Source organism: Paenibacillus nitricinens (genome assembly GCF_052056485.1).
Classification (GTDB): Bacteria; Bacillota; Bacilli; order Paenibacillales; family Paenibacillaceae; genus Paenibacillus_AQ; species Paenibacillus_AQ nitricinens.
In genome coordinates this window covers 600,968-617,656 of the sequence record NZ_CP183948.1, presented here as the reverse complement: position 1 = coordinate 617,656, position 16,689 = coordinate 600,968, and the positions used below count along the sequence as shown (strand labels likewise).

20 protein-coding genes are annotated in these 16,689 nt (G+C 46.6%); 5 read left to right on the top strand and 15 right to left on the bottom strand.

Going from position 1 to position 16,689, the window contains the following annotated elements; genetic code table 11:
• Positions 1-3: 3 nt before the first annotated feature.
• Genes ACN6KS_RS02795 through ACN6KS_RS02785 form a run of 3 tightly spaced genes read right to left on the bottom strand, consistent with a single transcriptional unit; the run spans position 4 to position 2,137 of the window.
• The gene (locus tag ACN6KS_RS02795) at positions 4-933 is read right to left on the bottom strand and encodes an ATP-binding cassette domain-containing protein (protein ID WP_094873982.1); all 930 of its coding nucleotides are present in this window, start codon (positions 931-933) and stop codon (positions 4-6) included.
• A 19-nt stretch (positions 934-952) separates the two neighbouring features.
• Complete coding sequence (locus ACN6KS_RS02790; protein WP_094873980.1) at positions 953-1,348, bottom strand: GntR family transcriptional regulator; 396 nt, start codon at positions 1,346-1,348, stop codon at positions 953-955.
• 60 nt (positions 1,349-1,408) lie between these two features.
• The gene (locus tag ACN6KS_RS02785; RefSeq protein ID WP_094873978.1) at positions 1,409-2,137 is read right to left on the bottom strand and encodes a hypothetical protein; all 729 of its coding nucleotides are present in this window, start codon (positions 2,135-2,137) and stop codon (positions 1,409-1,411) included.
• A 372-nt stretch (positions 2,138-2,509) separates the two neighbouring features.
• Between ACN6KS_RS02785 and ACN6KS_RS02780 the strand changes: the two genes are divergently transcribed.
• On the top strand, positions 2,510-2,659 hold the full coding sequence (locus ACN6KS_RS02780; RefSeq protein ID WP_179283708.1) for a hypothetical protein: 150 nt from the start codon (positions 2,510-2,512) through the stop codon (positions 2,657-2,659).
• 389 nt (positions 2,660-3,048) lie between these two features.
• Here the strand turns inward: ACN6KS_RS02780 and ACN6KS_RS02775 are convergent, their stop codons facing one another.
• From ACN6KS_RS02775 to ACN6KS_RS02745, 7 genes are all read right to left on the bottom strand, one after another.
• The gene (locus ACN6KS_RS02775) at positions 3,049-3,513 is read right to left on the bottom strand and encodes a DUF420 domain-containing protein (protein ID WP_042123812.1); all 465 of its coding nucleotides are present in this window, start codon (positions 3,511-3,513) and stop codon (positions 3,049-3,051) included.
• Positions 3,514-3,539: 26 nt separating this feature from the next.
• On the bottom strand, positions 3,540-4,460 hold the full coding sequence (gene ctaG, locus ACN6KS_RS02770) for a cytochrome c oxidase assembly factor CtaG (RefSeq protein WP_094873976.1): 921 nt from the start codon (positions 4,458-4,460) through the stop codon (positions 3,540-3,542).
• A gap of 82 nt (positions 4,461-4,542) precedes the next feature.
• Entirely contained in the window at positions 4,543-4,869 is a 327-nt protein-coding gene (locus tag ACN6KS_RS02765; protein WP_042184535.1) for a cytochrome C oxidase subunit IV family protein, read from the bottom strand.
• A gap of 5 nt (positions 4,870-4,874) precedes the next feature.
• The gene (locus ACN6KS_RS02760) at positions 4,875-5,501 is read right to left on the bottom strand and encodes a cytochrome (ubi)quinol oxidase subunit III (protein WP_094877489.1); all 627 of its coding nucleotides are present in this window, start codon (positions 5,499-5,501) and stop codon (positions 4,875-4,877) included.
• Entirely contained in the window at positions 5,498-7,345 is a 1,848-nt protein-coding gene (gene ctaD, locus ACN6KS_RS02755) for a cytochrome c oxidase subunit I (protein WP_094874004.1), read from the bottom strand. Before ctaD ends, ACN6KS_RS02760 begins: the two co-directional genes overlap by 4 nt.
• Before the next feature lie 127 nt (positions 7,346-7,472).
• The gene (coxB, locus tag ACN6KS_RS02750) at positions 7,473-8,519 is read right to left on the bottom strand and encodes a cytochrome c oxidase subunit II (protein ID WP_042123804.1); all 1,047 of its coding nucleotides are present in this window, start codon (positions 8,517-8,519) and stop codon (positions 7,473-7,475) included.
• A 398-nt stretch (positions 8,520-8,917) separates the two neighbouring features.
• A complete protein-coding gene (locus tag ACN6KS_RS02745; RefSeq protein ID WP_042123803.1) occupies positions 8,918-9,106 on the bottom strand; it encodes a hypothetical protein in 189 nt (62 codons plus the stop codon).
• Positions 9,107-9,575: 469 nt separating this feature from the next.
• On the opposite strand from ACN6KS_RS02745, the gene ACN6KS_RS02740 reads away from it, so the two are divergent.
• From ACN6KS_RS02740 to ACN6KS_RS02730, 3 genes are all read left to right on the top strand, one after another.
• Positions 9,576-10,592: a serine hydrolase domain-containing protein gene (locus ACN6KS_RS02740; protein WP_440961288.1), complete on the top strand. Its 1,017-nt coding sequence runs from the start codon at positions 9,576-9,578 to the stop codon at positions 10,590-10,592.
• A gap of 92 nt (positions 10,593-10,684) precedes the next feature.
• On the top strand, positions 10,685-11,023 hold the full coding sequence (locus ACN6KS_RS02735) for a DUF4870 domain-containing protein (protein WP_094873972.1): 339 nt from the start codon (positions 10,685-10,687) through the stop codon (positions 11,021-11,023).
• Between the two features lie 110 nt (positions 11,024-11,133).
• Positions 11,134-12,090 carry a diacylglycerol/lipid kinase family protein gene (locus tag ACN6KS_RS02730; RefSeq protein ID WP_440961287.1) on the top strand — a complete coding sequence of 319 codons (957 nt, stop codon included), beginning with the start codon at positions 11,134-11,136 and terminating at the stop codon, positions 12,088-12,090.
• 100 nt (positions 12,091-12,190) lie between these two features.
• On the opposite strand, the gene ACN6KS_RS02725 is transcribed toward ACN6KS_RS02730, so the two are convergent.
• The 4 genes from ACN6KS_RS02725 to ACN6KS_RS02710 are packed head-to-tail and all read right to left on the bottom strand — an operon-like array spanning position 12,191 to position 14,786.
• Positions 12,191-12,784, bottom strand: a complete 594-nt coding sequence (locus ACN6KS_RS02725) for a xanthine phosphoribosyltransferase (protein WP_094873968.1) — start codon at positions 12,782-12,784, stop codon at positions 12,191-12,193.
• Between the two features lie 42 nt (positions 12,785-12,826).
• Positions 12,827-13,129 carry a hypothetical protein gene (locus ACN6KS_RS02720; RefSeq protein ID WP_094877492.1) on the bottom strand — a complete coding sequence of 101 codons (303 nt, stop codon included), beginning with the start codon at positions 13,127-13,129 and terminating at the stop codon, positions 12,827-12,829.
• Positions 13,130-13,151: 22 nt separating this feature from the next.
• Complete coding sequence (locus ACN6KS_RS02715) at positions 13,152-13,970, bottom strand: TrmB family transcriptional regulator (RefSeq protein ID WP_094873964.1); 819 nt, start codon at positions 13,968-13,970, stop codon at positions 13,152-13,154.
• 33 nt (positions 13,971-14,003) lie between these two features.
• A complete protein-coding gene (locus tag ACN6KS_RS02710; protein ID WP_094877493.1) occupies positions 14,004-14,786 on the bottom strand; it encodes a zinc ribbon domain-containing protein in 783 nt (260 codons plus the stop codon).
• Positions 14,787-15,091: 305 nt separating this feature from the next.
• Here ACN6KS_RS02710 and ACN6KS_RS02705 point away from each other — a divergent pair, with 305 nt between their 5' ends.
• Complete coding sequence (locus ACN6KS_RS02705) at positions 15,092-15,766, top strand: GTP pyrophosphokinase (protein WP_256990013.1); 675 nt, start codon at positions 15,092-15,094, stop codon at positions 15,764-15,766.
• 100 nt (positions 15,767-15,866) lie between these two features.
• Here the strand turns inward: ACN6KS_RS02705 and ACN6KS_RS02700 are convergent, their stop codons facing one another.
• The gene (locus tag ACN6KS_RS02700) at positions 15,867-16,670 is read right to left on the bottom strand and encodes a hypothetical protein (RefSeq protein ID WP_094877494.1); all 804 of its coding nucleotides are present in this window, start codon (positions 16,668-16,670) and stop codon (positions 15,867-15,869) included.
• Positions 16,671-16,689: the final 19 nt, after the last annotated feature.

Here is a 16,689-nt window from a genome sequence, read left to right as displayed (position 1 = left end):
TCTCTAGTCCCCTCTCTTGTGATCAATCAGGATAGGACGGTATCCCTGTGTCCATAAACCCAATATTTCATCTAATTCCAAAATGCGACTCTTGATAACTTTTACGCCCAAGTCATGAATGCGTTTCTCGTTCTTAGAAAATTGTTCTATGATAAACGAAGCTACACCCGGTGTATCCATGGCAAAGTTTATGCCTCCCGGTAATTCCGCTGATAACTCAGCAAGCTCCTCTTCATCTGCAATATTCACCCACACTTCAGTCCAAGCACCGAATAGACTGTCTTTTTCGGCCATACCCAGCAGTTCACCCCTATGCATAAGCACGATATAATCTGCCAGCCGCCGTACCTCTTCCACAATGTGTGTAGAGATAATCATCGTTGCATCCGTCTCTTCCATATACTTGTGAAGCGTCTCCATCATAATCTTCCAGGCAAAAGGATCAAGGCCAGAAGAGGGCTCATCCAGTAATAACAGACGTGGGCGTGACGCAAGAGCTGCGGCAATTTCAAATTTCCGACGCTCACCTTTAGACATCTTCGAGAGCCTCATATGATACGGAACTTCAAAGCGATCCATCAGATCCTGAAAATACGACTCATCCCAGTTTGGAAACCAATGCTTTCGAAATCGGGACGCTTGTTCCGCATTCCAGTGATTCTCTTCTGAAATCGGATTCTCAGGGACGTAAGCAATAGATTGTCGCAGCTCTATAGGCAGCTCGTTATCATACTTGTTCTCAAACCAATAAATATCACCTTCCTCTGGGTTCGACAGCTGTAGAAGTAGATTCAGTAACGTGCTTTTACCAGATCCATTCTGACCTACCAAAGCTGTGATATATCCTTGAGGCAGATTCAGGTTTAGCGGTCCAATTGTCTTGCTACGCCGCTGTTTACGTACATTCCGCAATTCTATCGCCATCTGTACCATCTGAGTAAGCGCCCACCTTTCATTCCTGTTCTCTATATTTACGTTCTACAATTTCCAGAAAAATCTGTTCAAGCTCTTCCTTGCTGCAATGTACCGATCGACCGATGTCTACTGCACTCTCAAGCGCTTTGCTGATCGTCTCTCGCTTATATTCCTCCATCGCAGAGGCACCTACATGGGATACAAAGGTACCTGTTCCTTGTCTTGTTCGTAGCAACCCTTCGTTCTCTAGATCCTGATACACGCGTCGCACCGTAATCACACTACATTTCAGGTCTCCAGCAAACTCACGAATCGAGGGGAGCAGCGTACCTTCTGTAATAACTCCACTTATGATTAATGATCTAAGCTGAGTCTCTATCTGATGGTAGAGGGGTTCAGCACTATTTTCGTTGATTTGTACGGGTATCCACATGTTTACACCTCGCCTTCCACTCTAGCTTGCTAGAGCGCCGTCCTTGCCATTTCAGATTGTTCATACGAGATCGCGACTCTTGAGTCGATGGATAGTCCATTTAGAGAATAATTGCACGGATATTGTCCCTAGCAGAAGTGTGCCCCACATGATCGGGGATAGCAGCCCCCATTCCTTAGAAAGCGAGATGCTATACAAGAATAGGTTGCCTCCCCCTAGCATAACCAGGAACGATATTGCCCAAGATGCCACTACGATTAGCACGGTTAGCCCTAGATAAACTTTTCCGCTAAATAGATATTCGATAAAAATATATAAGCCTGAAACAATGAGTCCTACACCGATCCAAGTTATAGCAAAAGCAATAAACGCCGGTAATGTCATCCCCTTGCGGTAGTTCTCACCGAGCATATAGACAATTCCGAAGAACAATACACCATTCACAGTAAAGGACCCTATCGCCTGAAACTTTCTCCGAGTTAATACCACTGTCACAGGAATCGGTAAAGCTCGTAAGTAAGCCAACATTCTTGTGTAGGAGTCTTCACTCCAATATTTCATAGAACGACGGGAGAATGAGACTCCGATTAACGGCATTAATGAGAGAAGTAAAAAATCTGCTAACATTGTCCGATCTTGATTAGCTAGCACGTCATTTGTTACCAAACTCATCATTCCAGCCAGATAACCCATAAAAATAATTGTGGTTATGAGTGTTCCAAATACTTTTAATTTGTCTCCTCTAAAATCAGAGCAGACGATAAACCACGAATCCCTTATTGTTCTCATAAATGCTAACCTCGCTTTACAATGTCTTCAATGTCTTCAGCGTCTTCGGGAAGCAGGTGTTCATATCCCTGTGCTTACTGTATATATCTATATACACAGTATATGTCCCTAATTTACCATTGTCAATCCTGTAAATGGTAAATATTCAAAGAGATTAGGAGGTATTCGCTCCCCTTCCTTTGGAGAAGACCTTACACGCATGAGGGCTTATCATTATTGGGATTAACTAATCAGAGGGTTAAGCATTGCATGTGGAAAGGTTTAATGTATGCGAAGAATGCGGAGTGAGATTACCTCATTGTTGCTTCGCCTATAAGTTGTAGGTTGCAGGATGCGGGGGCTGTTGCTCCTTCGTGGAGGGGTGTTGAGTAGATGCGATTTGTGGTTAGATACGAAGACTCGGTGGGTGCGCAACTGGGTGAATCTGACCATTCGACAGATGCGACTGCTTGGCGGATGCTACTACTGGGTGGATGGGATCGCTCGGTGGGTGTAACTGCCATATGCAACTGCGAGGGGTGAAGGCGAGCTGGGTCAGATCAATCTGAGGTATGACATCATGTGAAGTAGATCAACAATTAGGGAAAATCTCCCTCAAATTACTTGGATTTTGCCTGAAATCAACGTTTTTAGGGAATTTCTCCCTAATAATTCACCCAATTCTACGTTTTAGAGCTAAAACGGTTAAAATACAGGGAGAAATTCCCTAATTATCGTTTTCGAGATCAAAACTTATCTCTTTTCAGGGAGGTTTTCCCTAAAAATAAGCCTGGCATCCACTATCCCTATTTAGGAACAAGCAGATACACAGGCTTATTTCATTACTATTCACACAAATTCACGTACGATTCGCACGCATATTCACATGCTCTTTTCACACGCCAATCACAAGCTCTATTCACACAGCTAACCTACGCGCCCAAAATAACTTCCCACACCGGCTTGGTGTGTCCACCTGGATACAGAACATAAAGCAGCACATACACCATAACGCCAGTAATCGCAGTAATGAACCAGATTATAGATGTCACTCTGCCCCACTTACGGTGCTTGGAGTACTTCGCTTTAAATCCAAGAGTTAATGTAGTAAGTCCGAATACCGCAGCTACCGTTGCCAGCACGATATGGAAGATCAGAAACACTTGATAAATCGTCTGTAGTTCATCCGGTCCGCCCCATGAGGTGTTCCCCACGAACAACGTTCTAGAGACATAAACAATAAAAAACAGGAGCGCAGCGATTGCGGCAGCAATCATCGTCTTCTTGTGCGCCTCGCGTTTGCCCTTAATGATGAGCCACCAGCCAATAGCTACGAGCACCGCACTAAGCACGATGAACGATGTGCTAATAGTTGGAAACACCGTAAAAATATCCATGATTCTCCTCCTTGGCAGTCTACCAGTTATGCACGGGTCAAGGTGCTCTCCTCGAGTGCTGAGGAAGGCGTCGATAATTCATCGCCCTCTTGTCCGTTCTCTTTTTTATACCAATGATAGAACACATAAGCAAGCATAGAGGCAAAAATAAATTCCTGAATGAACTTCATCGCGATCCCTCCCACCTGCTGATCCACCTTTGGTGACAACAATTCAAAGAACGCAGGACCCCCAAAATTCTGAAGTAAGGCAGAAGGATCACCCGATATACAGTAGCCCATGGCAAGTGCCCAAGTCTCCGGATCACTGTAAGTAGCATAGAGCGGTTGATCTGCAAAAATAATCAGTCCGCATGCTGGTGTCAGCAATACCATATTTAGAAAAATAAACCCAATCTTGCCCAGTCCACTCGCCATTCGGCGCTCCGGTAGCGGATTGATCAATGTCCACCACATTAAGGCAGCGGTTAGGAATAAAACAATATAGTAGATTCGGTGAACGGTAAAATGCAGCATCACATAATCATGGATAACAGGAATATGGTACAAGGAAAATAGTCCATTAAACATAAGAGCAGCTACCACCGGTCGAGCTAAGAAAGACAGCCGACGAAAGGGATTTACTTTCAATAGGCTGCGCCACATAAAATCTGGAATCCCCAGCATAATTAGCGGCACTGCCACTAGGTATGATAAGGCCATACTAACCATGTGGAATGAAAACATCATATGTCCTAATAAGCTAACAGGACCGCCTTGTGCCAGATAAAGCGCAAGCATTCCGCACACAAATAGTGCTCTTCGCCAGAATGGAACCGGAACTGAATCCGCATAACGTCCAGCAATCGGACCAATCCAAACGAAATAACCCGCCGTCAGCAGCAGCATAACCGCCAGAAAAAGCGGGCTCCATAGTTCTGCAAAGCTAAAATATTGTAATCCGAGCATAACCCTAACCCCTCCTAGCGCAGGATCTAGTTAAACACCAAAAAGAGGGGGCATCGCAGCCCGCCTCTTTCTTTATAGTCCGTTAATTCCACCAAACCCAATACAGCGACATAATAATACAGGTACCGGCGGTAAAAAAACCACCCAGCATGAAAATAATCGGGATTAGATGTCCTTTATCTTTCAGGTGCATCCAGAAGCCCATCTGCACAATAACCTGAATGACTGCCATCACCAGTAGTAGAATAACCGCAAAGGTGGCATTCACGCCTCCAGCCGCAACAGCGGCGAAAGCAATTAAGGTCAAGACAATGGACAGTATAAAGACAACAATATGCCTCTGTGGCCCTTCATGCCGATGGCGATGCTTATACCCGTCGTTCTCCGGCACATGCTGATCTGTCGTCATAGTGTCTAGCCCACCTTTCCAAGTAGGTATACAACCGTAAAGATGAAGACCCATACCACATCAATAAAATGCCAGTACATGGCTGACACATACACTTTTGGTGCAGTAACTACGGTTAATCCTTTACGCATGAGTTGCCCGATCAGGATGGAGATCCATGCAATCCCGAAAGCTACGTGCGCACCGTGGAATCCTACTAATGTATAGAATGCCGAACTGAATGCACTTGTAGTCATTCCGAAGTCTTCGTGTCTCACATATTGAGTAAACTCATAGATCTCCAGAATTAGGAAACCAAGCCCTAAGGCTACAGTGACCAAAAGCCAGTTACGAAGCACAGCCGGACGGTTTCTATGCATCGCTTGAATAGCGAACACACTCGTCAAACTGCTTACCAAAAGAATGAATGTCGCAGCAGCTACAAGCGGCAAGTGAAACAGTTCATTCGCCGATGGCCCCTCATTCGTCTGATTACGCAATGCGAGGAACGTAGCGAACAACGTGCCGAACAATACCGCTTCCCCACCTAGAAACAACCAAAAGGCAAGAACCTTGTTTCGTCCTTCGAGCGTAGCTTTTTCCGGCTCGTGAGGAAATTCTTCCTTAGAAGCTTCTGCATGTGCCGTTGTCATGTCCGCTCACTTCCTTCCAGCTCTTCAGGTTCAATATGCCATCCATGATCATCATACAGCGAACGCAACAGCATGGATCCAAACGTAATGATAAGACCGATGGCTGTAACGATATAATTATTAAACATAAAGCTCATAAAGGCGTTGCCGAAGTCGTCCCGACTGAACATGAAGCCAAGTCCAGCGATGAAAATCCCAACAGACATAGTAAACGGCAATATAGTCGCAGATGGCATATGGATCGAGCCGACCGGTTCTGCCGGAGTCATGCCTTTATTTCCTGCCATTTTTTCTTTCCAGAATGCATCAATCCCACGGATAAGCGGGGTTTGCTTGAAGTTATATTCCGGTGGCGGCGAAGGAATCGTCCATTCTAGTGTACGTCCATCCTCCCACGGATCATTTGCTGCATCCGCCGGCTTTCTTGAAGTCAGGAAGATGTTGACCAAGAAGATAATCATGCCAACACTCATCAATCCAGCACCGATTGTACTGACTAAATTCAGTAAATCGAATTGCTGATTCGGCAAATACGTGAATACCCGGCGCTGCATCCCCATAAGTCCAAGGAAATGCTGTACAAAGAATGTCAGATGGAATCCGATAATAAATGTCCAGAAGGTCCATTTGCCCAGCTTTTCACTTAGCATCCGACCAAACATCTTCGGCCACCAGTAATGCAGACCTGCAAACAGGCCAAGCACCAATCCGCCAACAATAACGTAGTGGAAATGCGCTACAACAAAATACGTATCATGGAACTGAAAGTCAGCAGGCGCAGAAGCCAGCATGACGCCAGTGACGCCACCCATCGTAAAGGTAGGAATGAATCCTGCCGCGAACAGGTTTGGTGTCGTGAAACGCACTTGCCCGCCCCACATCGTGAACAACCAGTTAAAAATCTTGATTCCGGTCGGAACCGCAATCAACATCGTCGATACAGAGAACAACGCATTAGCTACTGGTCCAAGTCCGGTAGTGAACATATGGTGAGCCCAAACCATGAAGCCCAGGAAGGCAATCAGGATGGTAGCGAACACCATTGAGCTATACCCGAACAGTCGCTTCCGCGAAAAAGTCGGGATAACCTCCGATATAATTCCGAAGGCAGGCAGAATGAGAATATATACTTCTGGATGCCCAAATATCCAGAAGATATGTTGCCAGAGCACCGGATTACCGCCAGCCCCAACCTCGAAGAAATTGGCTCCAAGTATCCGGTCGAATGTCAGCAGTACTAATCCTACTGTAACTGCCGGAAATGCAAACAAAATAATTGCGGAAGTAATAAATGTAGTCCAAGCAAACATCGGCATCCGCATGTAGGTCATTCCCGGCGCGCGCATCGTAATGATCGTGGCTAGAAAGTTAATCCCCCCGATGAGGGTACCTAATCCGGCAATTTGAAGACCAATCGTATAAAAGTCTACACCGTGTGTAGTGCTGTATGTACTCGTAGATAGTGGGGTGTAGGAGGTCCATCCGGCATCAGGAGCGCCACCCATTATCCAGCTGAGATTCAGTAGAATTCCGCCGAACAGGAAGGTCCAGAAGCCAAGTGCATTTAGAAAAGGAAAGGCTACATCACGTGCACCGATCTGTAGCGGTATGACAGCATTCATTAAGGCGAAGATGATTGGCATGACGCCGAGGAATATCATCGTCGTACCATGCATGGTAATAAGTTCATTAAACGTTTGGGCATCCAAAAAATTATTCATTGGTTTGATGAGTTGCCAGCGAATCAGAAGTGCTTCAATTCCACCGATACCAAAAAATAATCCTCCGGCCCATAGGTACAAAATTGCGATTTTTTTATGATCGACGGTTGTTAGCCAATCCATAAGTCCTGTATGGCGCTTCACACTGTGGCCATGCCCCAGAGGCTTGGATGAATTCAAGGTATGCGCTGCTTGAGCCAAAGTTCGTACCCCCTTTTTCGAAAGTTCCGCCCGCCTTTAGGCTAAGGCATTAGTCCAGCTTATAGTTGGCCAGATACTCAGCAATGCCATCAATCTCCGCATCACTTAGGCCTAGATCTTTGGGGTTAGGCATCAGATTGCCCGGTTTTACGGATTGTGGATCATGCAGCCATGTTTTGAGATTCTCCTCAATTGGTGCACCATCCTCCCTCGTGTCGTCGTTGAGCAGAATTCCTGCAATCGACTCCCGAGAACCAATTCCGGTCAAGTTCGGCGCATTATTAATCCCTTGATCACCTACAGCGTGGCAAGTCAGACACGCCGCTTTGAACTTCTCAGCTAAAGCAGGATCCTCTGGCAGCACAGCTACGGGTGCTTTCATCGAATCTATCCACTTCTGAAAATCTTGTTCACTAACCGATTTCACCTTAAACTCCATGAATCCATGAGACGGCCCGCATAGTTCCGCACATTTGCCACGGTAAACGCCTTCATTAGGTGCACTGAAGCTGAAGCGGTTAATCGTCCCGGCTGGGTTGGTGTCAATTTTACCGGAAAGAGAAGGGACCCAGAAGGAGTGCAGCACGTCTTTAGTCTCCAGTTCAAAAGCAATATCTTTGCCTACTGGAATAATCAGATCCTGTGCTGTAGTCACCTTGTAATCGGTATACTCAAACTCCCACCAATATTGATGGCCGGTTACTTTAACCTTAATCGCATCCTTGTCATTGGCATGATCATCTCCTGCGGCGAACACTGCTTTCACCGTTGGAACTGCCAGTACCACTACGAGGATAAGTGGAATGACCGTCCAGAGAATCTCAAGCTTGATGCTACCCTCAACCTGCTCAGGGATTTCATTCTGACCCGGCTTTCGACGGAAACGGATCAGTACATAAGCTGCAATCGTAAAGACAATCAGCAACACGACGATCATAATACTGATCGACAGCTCCATTAATCCATAAGACATTTCCGCCTGAGGACCCTGTGGTCTGAGTACTGACAAGTCCTCACGGCCGCACCCGGCAAGAAAGAGACCAAACATAGCGGTCATGGGAAGGAGTCGCTTTACAGCCTGCCACGTTTTCATCATTGATCTACCCCGCTTTTCCCGATTTCGTAGATTCCTGTTTTTTTCTGTCAATTATAACAATCACTATTAATATAAGTTTAAGGGAAAGTTTTGTCAATCGTTCACAACTAGTTCACATTGTGATTTTCGACATAATAATTCCTTGTCCCACCTGCATTTATGCGCATTTTTTGAAAACGCAATCAAATAAAAAATGATCATTAAAGCGCATTCATTACGAAATGTGTCTATTAATTCATTTGACTATTTTATGAGAGACGATATTTCTTATTCATAAATGTACATACAAAAAAAACCGATTCCTGCAACAAACGCTGCTCGGGCACGGTTTATAAGAATCCTCGTGGATGTTATTACTCAAAATGATGTCAAAAGTAAGTGACACTCGTATCTGTTAGCTAGGAGACGGATGAATTCATCTTTACCAGCTCATGCTCCACGACCATGGTCAGTTCTTCTTCATAGCCTCCGGTAATCCGATATTTTCGGACGTACTCCTTTACGAATTTCTTGGGATCTTTGGGCCGGAAAATACGTGTCATTTCCCGTAAACTTTCCTTGACTTCGTTATGACCTTTACTTGCCATGATCGTTCCCTCCCAAAACATTGAAAATGAATGCTCCGTTGTAGAGAATGCATGATGAAAAGTACGCCGTAACCTCGAATGCAAGTGAAGTAACCATTACACATACGTGGCTTGCATTATCCGCCAAAACGTAAAATTCAAAGCTTCAAAGCCTTGAGATACTGGTTCGCCGGTGAAGCAGGTTCGTCGTGATTTGGGCTGAGAGTAAGGACGCCTGTTGAACGAAAGCTCCTTGACACTTTTATTACCCGAAGAGCCACTTACTGAATCACCCCTTTCGGGCCTTATCGTTATATTGTATCATATTCCGGTCCAACTTCCACCTTTCCTTGTAAAATGTGCTAATTGGAAAATTTTTATTTTTTATAATGTTCTTCGTAAGTCATATTGCTCGTGTCGGGTTAAAATACATTATGCTCTATAGCAGGCCACACCTAACACATACCACAGCAAGAAAAGGAGAGATCCTATGGGCCAACCCACACCATTACTGACTTCATCCTATAACGTAGTTCCCGCGATGACTTTCGCGCTACCTGAGGAAACTGCAACGCGCCGTGAAGGCCTTGAACAAGCTGATTATGCTATTCAGAAAGAATACCCAAAGATGCATAGTATGCTTATTGCTCGCCATGGCAAGCTCATCTTTGAACGTTATTACGGAAACCATCATGCCGGGGCATTAAATGATCTTCGATCTGCGACTAAAAGCTTTATCAGCACAATTACCGGAATCGCTATCGATCGGGGAGATATCCCTGATATCGATGTCTCGGTTTCCAAGGTACTTCGTAAACATGTTCCATACCTACACTCCCCTCATTTATCAAAAATCACTCTCCGTCATCTGCTTACCATGACTTCCGGATTTAGCTGGATCACGGGCAAGAAGCTTGGGGAGCCCTTCGTCCGGAATCTCCATCGTAGTCGCCGCTGGGGTTCCTTTGCTCTTAGTATGAACATAATTCCGGAACATATCGGTCAATTTCAATACCGTAGTATCGACTCCCATTTGATTTCGATGATTTTAAGTGAATCTACAGGTCAAGATGCGTTTACTTATGCTGCTGAGCATTTATTTAGCCCTCTCCGAATGACTCACACGGCTTGGTTACCGAGTCCCGAAGGTCATAGTATGGGACATATTGGTCTGTACTTGAACTCAAGAGATATGGCTAAATTTGGAATCTGTCTGCTTAATAACGGCGTATTTGCGAAGCAGCAGATCATTCCGAAGCATTGGCTCCAAGAAGCACTCACCGCACAGACTACCGGATACCCGGCTTTTGGAGATTACGGATATCAGTTCTGGGTGGGTACGATGAGCGGCCAACCCTACAAGCTTGCCCACGGTCATGGTGGACAGCAAATCCTTCTCCTACCTAAGTTAGATGCGGTTGTGGTCTTTACAGCAGAGAGTAAGACAAACAATTGGAAGAGCCCCCGCAAGCTGCTCGAAAAGTATATTATACCCACAATGAGCTAAACATACTTTTTCCTGACAAGTCATAGGCTTTTAAGGAAGAAGGAGTAGTGAACTAACCCCCTTCTTCTCCAAGTAGAAGGAGAGTGAGCCCTTTGTCCCCTTTCAAATCATCCACCGGATTGCCCGATAATATTGCGGGCGCGCTGTGCTATTTTTTCCCTTTTATCGGCGGCGTGGTCTTTCTCGCTCTGGAGAAACGCAACCGCTTCGTGCTGTTCCACGCGTTGCAATCACTGCTTACGTTCGGCGTGCTGATGATTCTCCATGTTCTAACCGGATTTATCCCTTTCCTTGGCGCCCTAATGAGTGCAATCCTTTCTCTTTGCAGTTTTGCTATATGGCTACTTATGATCTATCAAGCTTTAAGTAGCAGATGGTATAAGCTTCCTTGGGTTGGGGATGTAGCGGAAAGTCAGATTCGACATCTATAAACACCACTGAAGGAACACCTCTAATCGCTGAAAAGTATTCCCTTTTGCCCTTCCACTCCTTACAATGGAAAGACGGGCATCACGGAATTCTACAGGCTGGAGGAATTTAAATGTATCTAATCATCATAAACCCACGCTCCGGCGGGGGCGCAGGAGGACGGACCTGGCATACTGTAGAGGCGCTCATAAAAGAGCGGATGCTGCCATATATGACCTTGTTTACGCATAGCGAAGAGGGTGCAGAAGCCCTTGTTCTAAATACAATTAAACACCGCGAGGACTGGAAAGCCGCGATTGTAATCGGCGGCGATGGCACGCTGCACAGCATTTTGGGTGCCCTTCGTGGCAAGGACATTCCCATGGCAATCATCCCTGCCGGCTCCGGTAACGACTCCGCACGCGGCTTCGGCATTCCGCTTTCGACTGAAGCCGCGCTGGAAGCTGCACTTAGCGAACGGTATATCGAAGCCGATCTGATCTCAGGCGCAAACGGACTGACTTTAACAGCCGTTGCCAACGGCTTTGATGCTCAGGTGGCCGAGAATGTGAATGCCAGCCGTTACAAACGGCTGTGCAATGCCATTGGCGCAGGCCAACTGGCTTATATCATCGGCATATTGCATACGCTGATGACGTTTAAGCCATGCCGGGTGAGTGTTGCGTGCGACGGGACGGAGCACGTCTTTGAGAAGGCATGGCTGGTCTCGGTCTGCAACCTGCCCAGCTACGGCGGCGGGCTGTTGATCTGCCCGCAGGCGAAGGCCGATGACGGCCAGCTCGACGTCTGCGTCGTGCATGGGTGCAGCCGCGGGCAACTGCTGCGGCTGTTCCCCACGGTACTGAAGGGCAAGCATGTAGCGTTGCCCTTCGTGTCCATGCTGCGTGGACGTAGCGTAGCCGTCAACTTCGCAGAGGCCCGGCCAGCGATCGGCGATGGCGAGAGCTTCGGCAAAGGGCCGCTTGCCGTACGCTGCGAGCCAGGAGCGCTGCGGGTGCTCTCGCCGCTGGCGGCGGTTAGCGCGCAGCACCACGCCGATCCTGCAGCGGCATGCGGTGGCAACGGGTAAGCCATACCGGTGCATCACAAAAAAACAGCAAGAGACAGGCTTATCAACCTTGTCTCTTGCTGTTTTTTTGTTAACCTCATCGAATCTACACTAAAGAATCTTAGCTGAGTAGCCCTTCCTCTTCTTCGACGAAAGAAATTCTTCCGTCCTCCAGGGAAGCGATCCGCACGAGTGATTCTACCCGGTAGCCAGCTTCCTGCAGAAGCCGATTCCCTGGCTGGAACGCTTTTTCGATCACGATACCAATCCCAACCACACTTCCTCCTGCCTGCTCAACAATACGAGCAAGTCCGAAGGCGGCTTCGCCATTCGCCAAAAAATCATCGACAATCAGAACCCGCTCACCCGGAGCAATGAATTTCTTCGAAACGGTAATCTCATTCGTTTCTTTCTTCGTGAAGGAGTATACCTTCTCTACATAAATATCCTCTGTCAGCGTCAACGATTTCTGCTTACGGGCAAAAATCAGCGGAACCTCCAGCTCTAATGCCGTCATAATCCCCGGAGCAATTCCCGAAGATTCAATCGTCAGTACCTTCGTAATTTCTTCGCCGGAAAAACGGCGGATAAACTCACGGCCAACTTCACGCATTAGGAAGGGGTCCATCTGATGATTCAGAAAAGAATCTACCTTGAGCACGCCTTGCCCGAGTACAATTCCTTCTTTCAACACTTTTTGTCTCAACAGCTCCATAGTGCTCCTCCTTCTCCCATCAATGAAACCTTTCTTCCCACTTTAAAGACCTGTCGGTTTCTGTGGTAATAAATTTCCAACGATAGATTTTAAATTATGATCATCTTTGGTCTTTTCTTGCCCGTTATCATAACCCGTAATTCGAATCTCCACGAAATCGCCCGGATTTACCGGCTTAAAAATCAATTTCTCGCGGTCTGTAAGTCTCACGTTAAATTTCATGTCCTTGAACATTTCAACTAGCTCTGCTTCTCCGGGACTTGCTCCCTTATCCAGAAACAGAAGTCCACGCAATTTCTTAGGACCATCCTCATGCACCACTTCAAAATGTACGATACATTCCATGCTTTTCACCTCCCTATAATAGCTACTGCGCCTGTTTTTCCCCATCATCACTTTGATCATGCATCACATATTTGCCATGAATTTTGCTGTAACGTTCGCCGTAGCGCTCTTCTAATTCTGCGCCCATATCCTGCTCCAGCTCGAACAACACCATTTCCTGTGCAAAATGATTCAATAGCAGATCTACTAAGACCGGGTGCTCGGTTACAACCGCTTGCGCCGATCCATCTTCATAGCGCATCCCGAGCATACACCAGCTCCGATCAATCACGAATGAAAATTTCCGTCCATCTGTTCGCTGAGAATCTCTTCCGAGAGGCGGCCATACCGGATAGGCGGCAGGAGCAGCATTGCCACCGTCAAACGCCCATAAGAGTCTAACGCCTCGCAACTCCGCCTGTTCAAGTTCACTCCGCAGAAGTGACGCTTCCTCACGCCACATATCCACTACGATCTCTTGCTCAGCCATATTAAGTTGGCGAATAAGAGCGCCCAATACATTGCGGTCACCTTCCACATTATAAAACGATGGGCTAACAGGTCCACCGCGAGGCATCTCACTTTCCATATAAGCCAGTGAAGCTTGGACCCGTCCCGAGATCATGGTCGCGAGCTCTTCTGGATTGAGAACACTGTACCGCGCAGGTTCTCCTTCGCCACATCGTACATATCCCTGCTGTGTAAGGCGTTGTAACGCCGCATACACATTCGATCTTGAAACTCCGAGCTGTTTGGCAACCTCATAGCCAGAAGCCTGACCTTTTGTCGCAAGCTCTACCATAATTTTGGACTCCATCTCCGTGAAGCCCAGATTGCGCAGATGCAGCAGCAGCTGTTCCATCTTGTTGTCCCCCTAAGCTGACTGAAATCCGTTCTATATTTGCTCTGACCCACATCGCGGACACCATAAGGAGCCCTTAGGTAATTCGTTCCGACAGATTTGGCACTGGATCATATCTCGTACACCATTGTCCTCAGTGACCGCAGATTCCTCCTGATGCTCATTCTTGTGCCATTCGCCGAAGCGACGGTCTAGTTCAAGTTGTCTTTTTCTTTCCCGTTCCAGCTGCTCGGCTTGTTTACGTTCCCGCTCAATATCTTGTTCGCTCGCCTTATATTCTTCAAATGGCAGCTCATCATCCAGATGCTGAACTTCAGCATATACGACACTCTGCGGGTGCAGCTTCATTGCAATTTCCTTCTCTTCATCCGTAAGCTCATCTGCGCCATAATATTGATCTTCATCATCTTCATTCACAGATTGAACAAATACCGGTGTAGAAGGCACCTTTCTCGAAGCGGACAATGGCTCCAGCTTACTTCCGCATTTCGGACAAAAGTTTGCATCAAGCGCCACAATATGACCACATGGACATAACCGCTCATTTTTCAGCTCAGCAATTCGTGTCCGCAGGACTTCGATTTTTTCCTGAAGTTTGGAACAGTTACGGGACAGCTCCACCATTTTACCTTCAGCAACCGACATATCCTTTGAACGATATCCTTCATAAAAAAGTCTGCCCATTTTCGTAAATTCAACTTCCATCTCTTGTTCAACATCGGAAATAAGTCCGTTCAGCTTGCCGATCTCTACTGAGTTTTGGGCTTTTTCGGTAACCCGGCTCGCGCTATCTTTAATTTTTTTGATAAAACTCATTACAGTTCCTCCCTCTCCAGCGATACGTGTTTCTATCATACCAAATGTATCGAGTAGATTCATTAATGTGCTTTAATACGCGATTTAGAGGAGAATGTTCCTATAAAATCCATACTAATTGATTTAAGCCACTCATCCCTTACACTTATGGATTATTTTTCTTGATTTTGAATGTAATTTTGCGTCAGGGGTTCTACATCGGTTAAAATAGAATTATCACAAATAACGAAATCGGGAGAGTTTCAGTGGAAGAACATGAGAGCACACAGCTTACGCTTAGTCAGCTACAGGTACACGTAAAGGATCTGCAACAGTGGCAAGGTAACAGCAACGAGGATTTCGCCAAACTGGTTAACGAGTTCGAAGCCTTACCAGCACTCTATCGCCACGCGTTAAATGATCTTCAGAATAAAATCGATGTGATCAAGACGGAATGGCAATCCCGCGACGGCTTTAGTCCTATCGAACATGTCAAATGCCGGATTAAAGAACCAAAGAGCATTCTTCAAAAGATGGAGCGTAAAGGCTACGGTTTCAGCTTGGAAAATATGGAGCAATACATTCACGATATTGCCGGAATGCGGATTGTATGTGCCTTCGTTAAAGATATATACCGTTTAGTAGATCATCTTAGTACACGCGAAGACATCCGCGTGCTTGAGATTAAAGATTATATAGCTCATCCTAAACCAAACGGATATCAAAGTCTTCATCTTATAGTCGGTATCCCCCTCGTCCTGTTGGAAGGAACACGCTGGGTCAAGGCTGAGATTCAGCTGCGTACCCTTGCTATGGACTTTTGGGCAAGCATGGAACATATTCTGTATTATAAATTCGATAAGCAGTTGCCTTCCCATGTCGCTGATGAACTAAAAGAAGCCGCGCGTGCCGCTGATGAACTAGATCAAAAAATGCTTCGTCTTCGCCGCGAGATTCTAGAGCTTTCAGAAGGAGAATCGCCTCCTGCTGGTCAGCATTAGAATAACTAACCAGAAACTCTGTTAGATAATTAGGCAAAACAAGAGGCTGTTTCAAGAGTAGCATTCACTACTTTTGAGACAGCCTCTTTCGTATTTTCACTTACCGCTTAATCAGACTCTTATTCGCCCGACGCGCAGACGCTTCTGCAACCCGCTGCATAATCAAAGTTAATCCCTCAATGGCTTTAGGTGTCTGCGGTAGCAACGCTCCCCAGTCTTCTGTAACTTCAGCTACTACTACCGGCGAAGGAAAAGGTCTAGCCGCAATCTCATGGAACTGTGGCCCAGGCTGATGTAGCGAACCTTCAGCAGCCGCTTCTGCCAGCCATTCTCCAGAGGAAATGGCCGGACCCTTGCGTTCAAGCCGAGCCAATTCAGTAGAAAGATCACTAACCGAGGCTTCTTCTTCCTCTGTTTCAGCTTCGCCGCTAGAAATATCCCCTTCAGCCCAAAGGGCAAAAATTCCGTCCAAGAGCTCTCCCTTAGTAAATCCTCTGAGCGAAAGTGCCAGCAGTGGCTCTTCAGCAAGACGTTCTTTAATAAGCTTCAAAGTCTCCGCCTTATACTCCACACCTTCACCCTCAAAAAGGGCTTGCTCCAGCTCACTATCCGTAGGTAAAAGCTCAAGCTCTGCCAGCTCACCCGTCAAACGCCCTTGCAGCAAGGCAAATACTTCCCCAGGACTTAGTGCGAGACTTCGTAAAATTTCTTTTCTTCGGGAAGCATGCCATACCGGAACCTTCAGAGAGAGAGGTCGATCCGCTTGTTGTTCCTGAGCAGGCGCGCTGGCGTTCAATTCACCCTTCGACCGAGACCCTCCTGTCACTTTCCCAGGTAGCATCGTCCATGCTGCCTTTACTAATCCAGGCACAACTTCCAGCCGCATCTCTAACCGTTCACTCATTGTTCGATCCCTCCGTAAC

Coding starts and splice junctions, on each gene's coding strand:
- ACN6KS_RS02780 (WP_179283708.1), top strand. CDS start 2,510: ATGCGATTTGTGGTTAGATACGAAGACTCGGTGGGTGCGCAACTGGGT.
- ctaG (WP_094873976.1), bottom strand. CDS start 4,460: ATGCTCGGATTACAATATTTTAGCTTTGCAGAACTATGGAGCCCGCTT.
- ACN6KS_RS02775 (WP_042123812.1), bottom strand. CDS start 3,513: ATGGATATTTTTACGGTGTTTCCAACTATTAGCACATCGTTCATCGTG.
- ACN6KS_RS02740 (WP_440961288.1), top strand. CDS start 9,576: ATGGGCCAACCCACACCATTACTGACTTCATCCTATAACGTAGTTCCC.
- ACN6KS_RS02790 (WP_094873980.1), bottom strand. CDS start 1,348: ATGTGGATACCCGTACAAATCAACGAAAATAGTGCTGAACCCCTCTAC.
- ACN6KS_RS02700 (WP_094877494.1), bottom strand. CDS start 16,670: ATGAGTGAACGGTTAGAGATGCGGCTGGAAGTTGTGCCTGGATTAGTA.
- ACN6KS_RS02715 (WP_094873964.1), bottom strand. CDS start 13,970: ATGGAACAGCTGCTGCTGCATCTGCGCAATCTGGGCTTCACGGAGATG.
- coxB (WP_042123804.1), bottom strand. CDS start 8,519: ATGATGAAAACGTGGCAGGCTGTAAAGCGACTCCTTCCCATGACCGCT.
- ACN6KS_RS02710 (WP_094877493.1), bottom strand. CDS start 14,786: ATGAGTTTTATCAAAAAAATTAAAGATAGCGCGAGCCGGGTTACCGAA.
- ACN6KS_RS02795 (WP_094873982.1), bottom strand. CDS start 933: ATGGTACAGATGGCGATAGAATTGCGGAATGTACGTAAACAGCGGCGT.
- ACN6KS_RS02720 (WP_094877492.1), bottom strand. CDS start 13,129: ATGGAATGTATCGTACATTTTGAAGTGGTGCATGAGGATGGTCCTAAG.
- ACN6KS_RS02765 (WP_042184535.1), bottom strand. CDS start 4,869: ATGACGACAGATCAGCATGTGCCGGAGAACGACGGGTATAAGCATCGC.
- ctaD (WP_094874004.1), bottom strand. CDS start 7,345: ATGGATTGGCTAACAACCGTCGATCATAAAAAAATCGCAATTTTGTAC.
- ACN6KS_RS02725 (WP_094873968.1), bottom strand. CDS start 12,784: ATGGAGCTGTTGAGACAAAAAGTGTTGAAAGAAGGAATTGTACTCGGG.
- ACN6KS_RS02760 (WP_094877489.1), bottom strand. CDS start 5,501: ATGACAACGGCACATGCAGAAGCTTCTAAGGAAGAATTTCCTCACGAG.
- ACN6KS_RS02745 (WP_042123803.1), bottom strand. CDS start 9,106: ATGGCAAGTAAAGGTCATAACGAAGTCAAGGAAAGTTTACGGGAAATG.
- ACN6KS_RS02785 (WP_094873978.1), bottom strand. CDS start 2,137: ATGAGAACAATAAGGGATTCGTGGTTTATCGTCTGCTCTGATTTTAGA.
- ACN6KS_RS02730 (WP_440961287.1), top strand. CDS start 11,134: ATGTATCTAATCATCATAAACCCACGCTCCGGCGGGGGCGCAGGAGGA.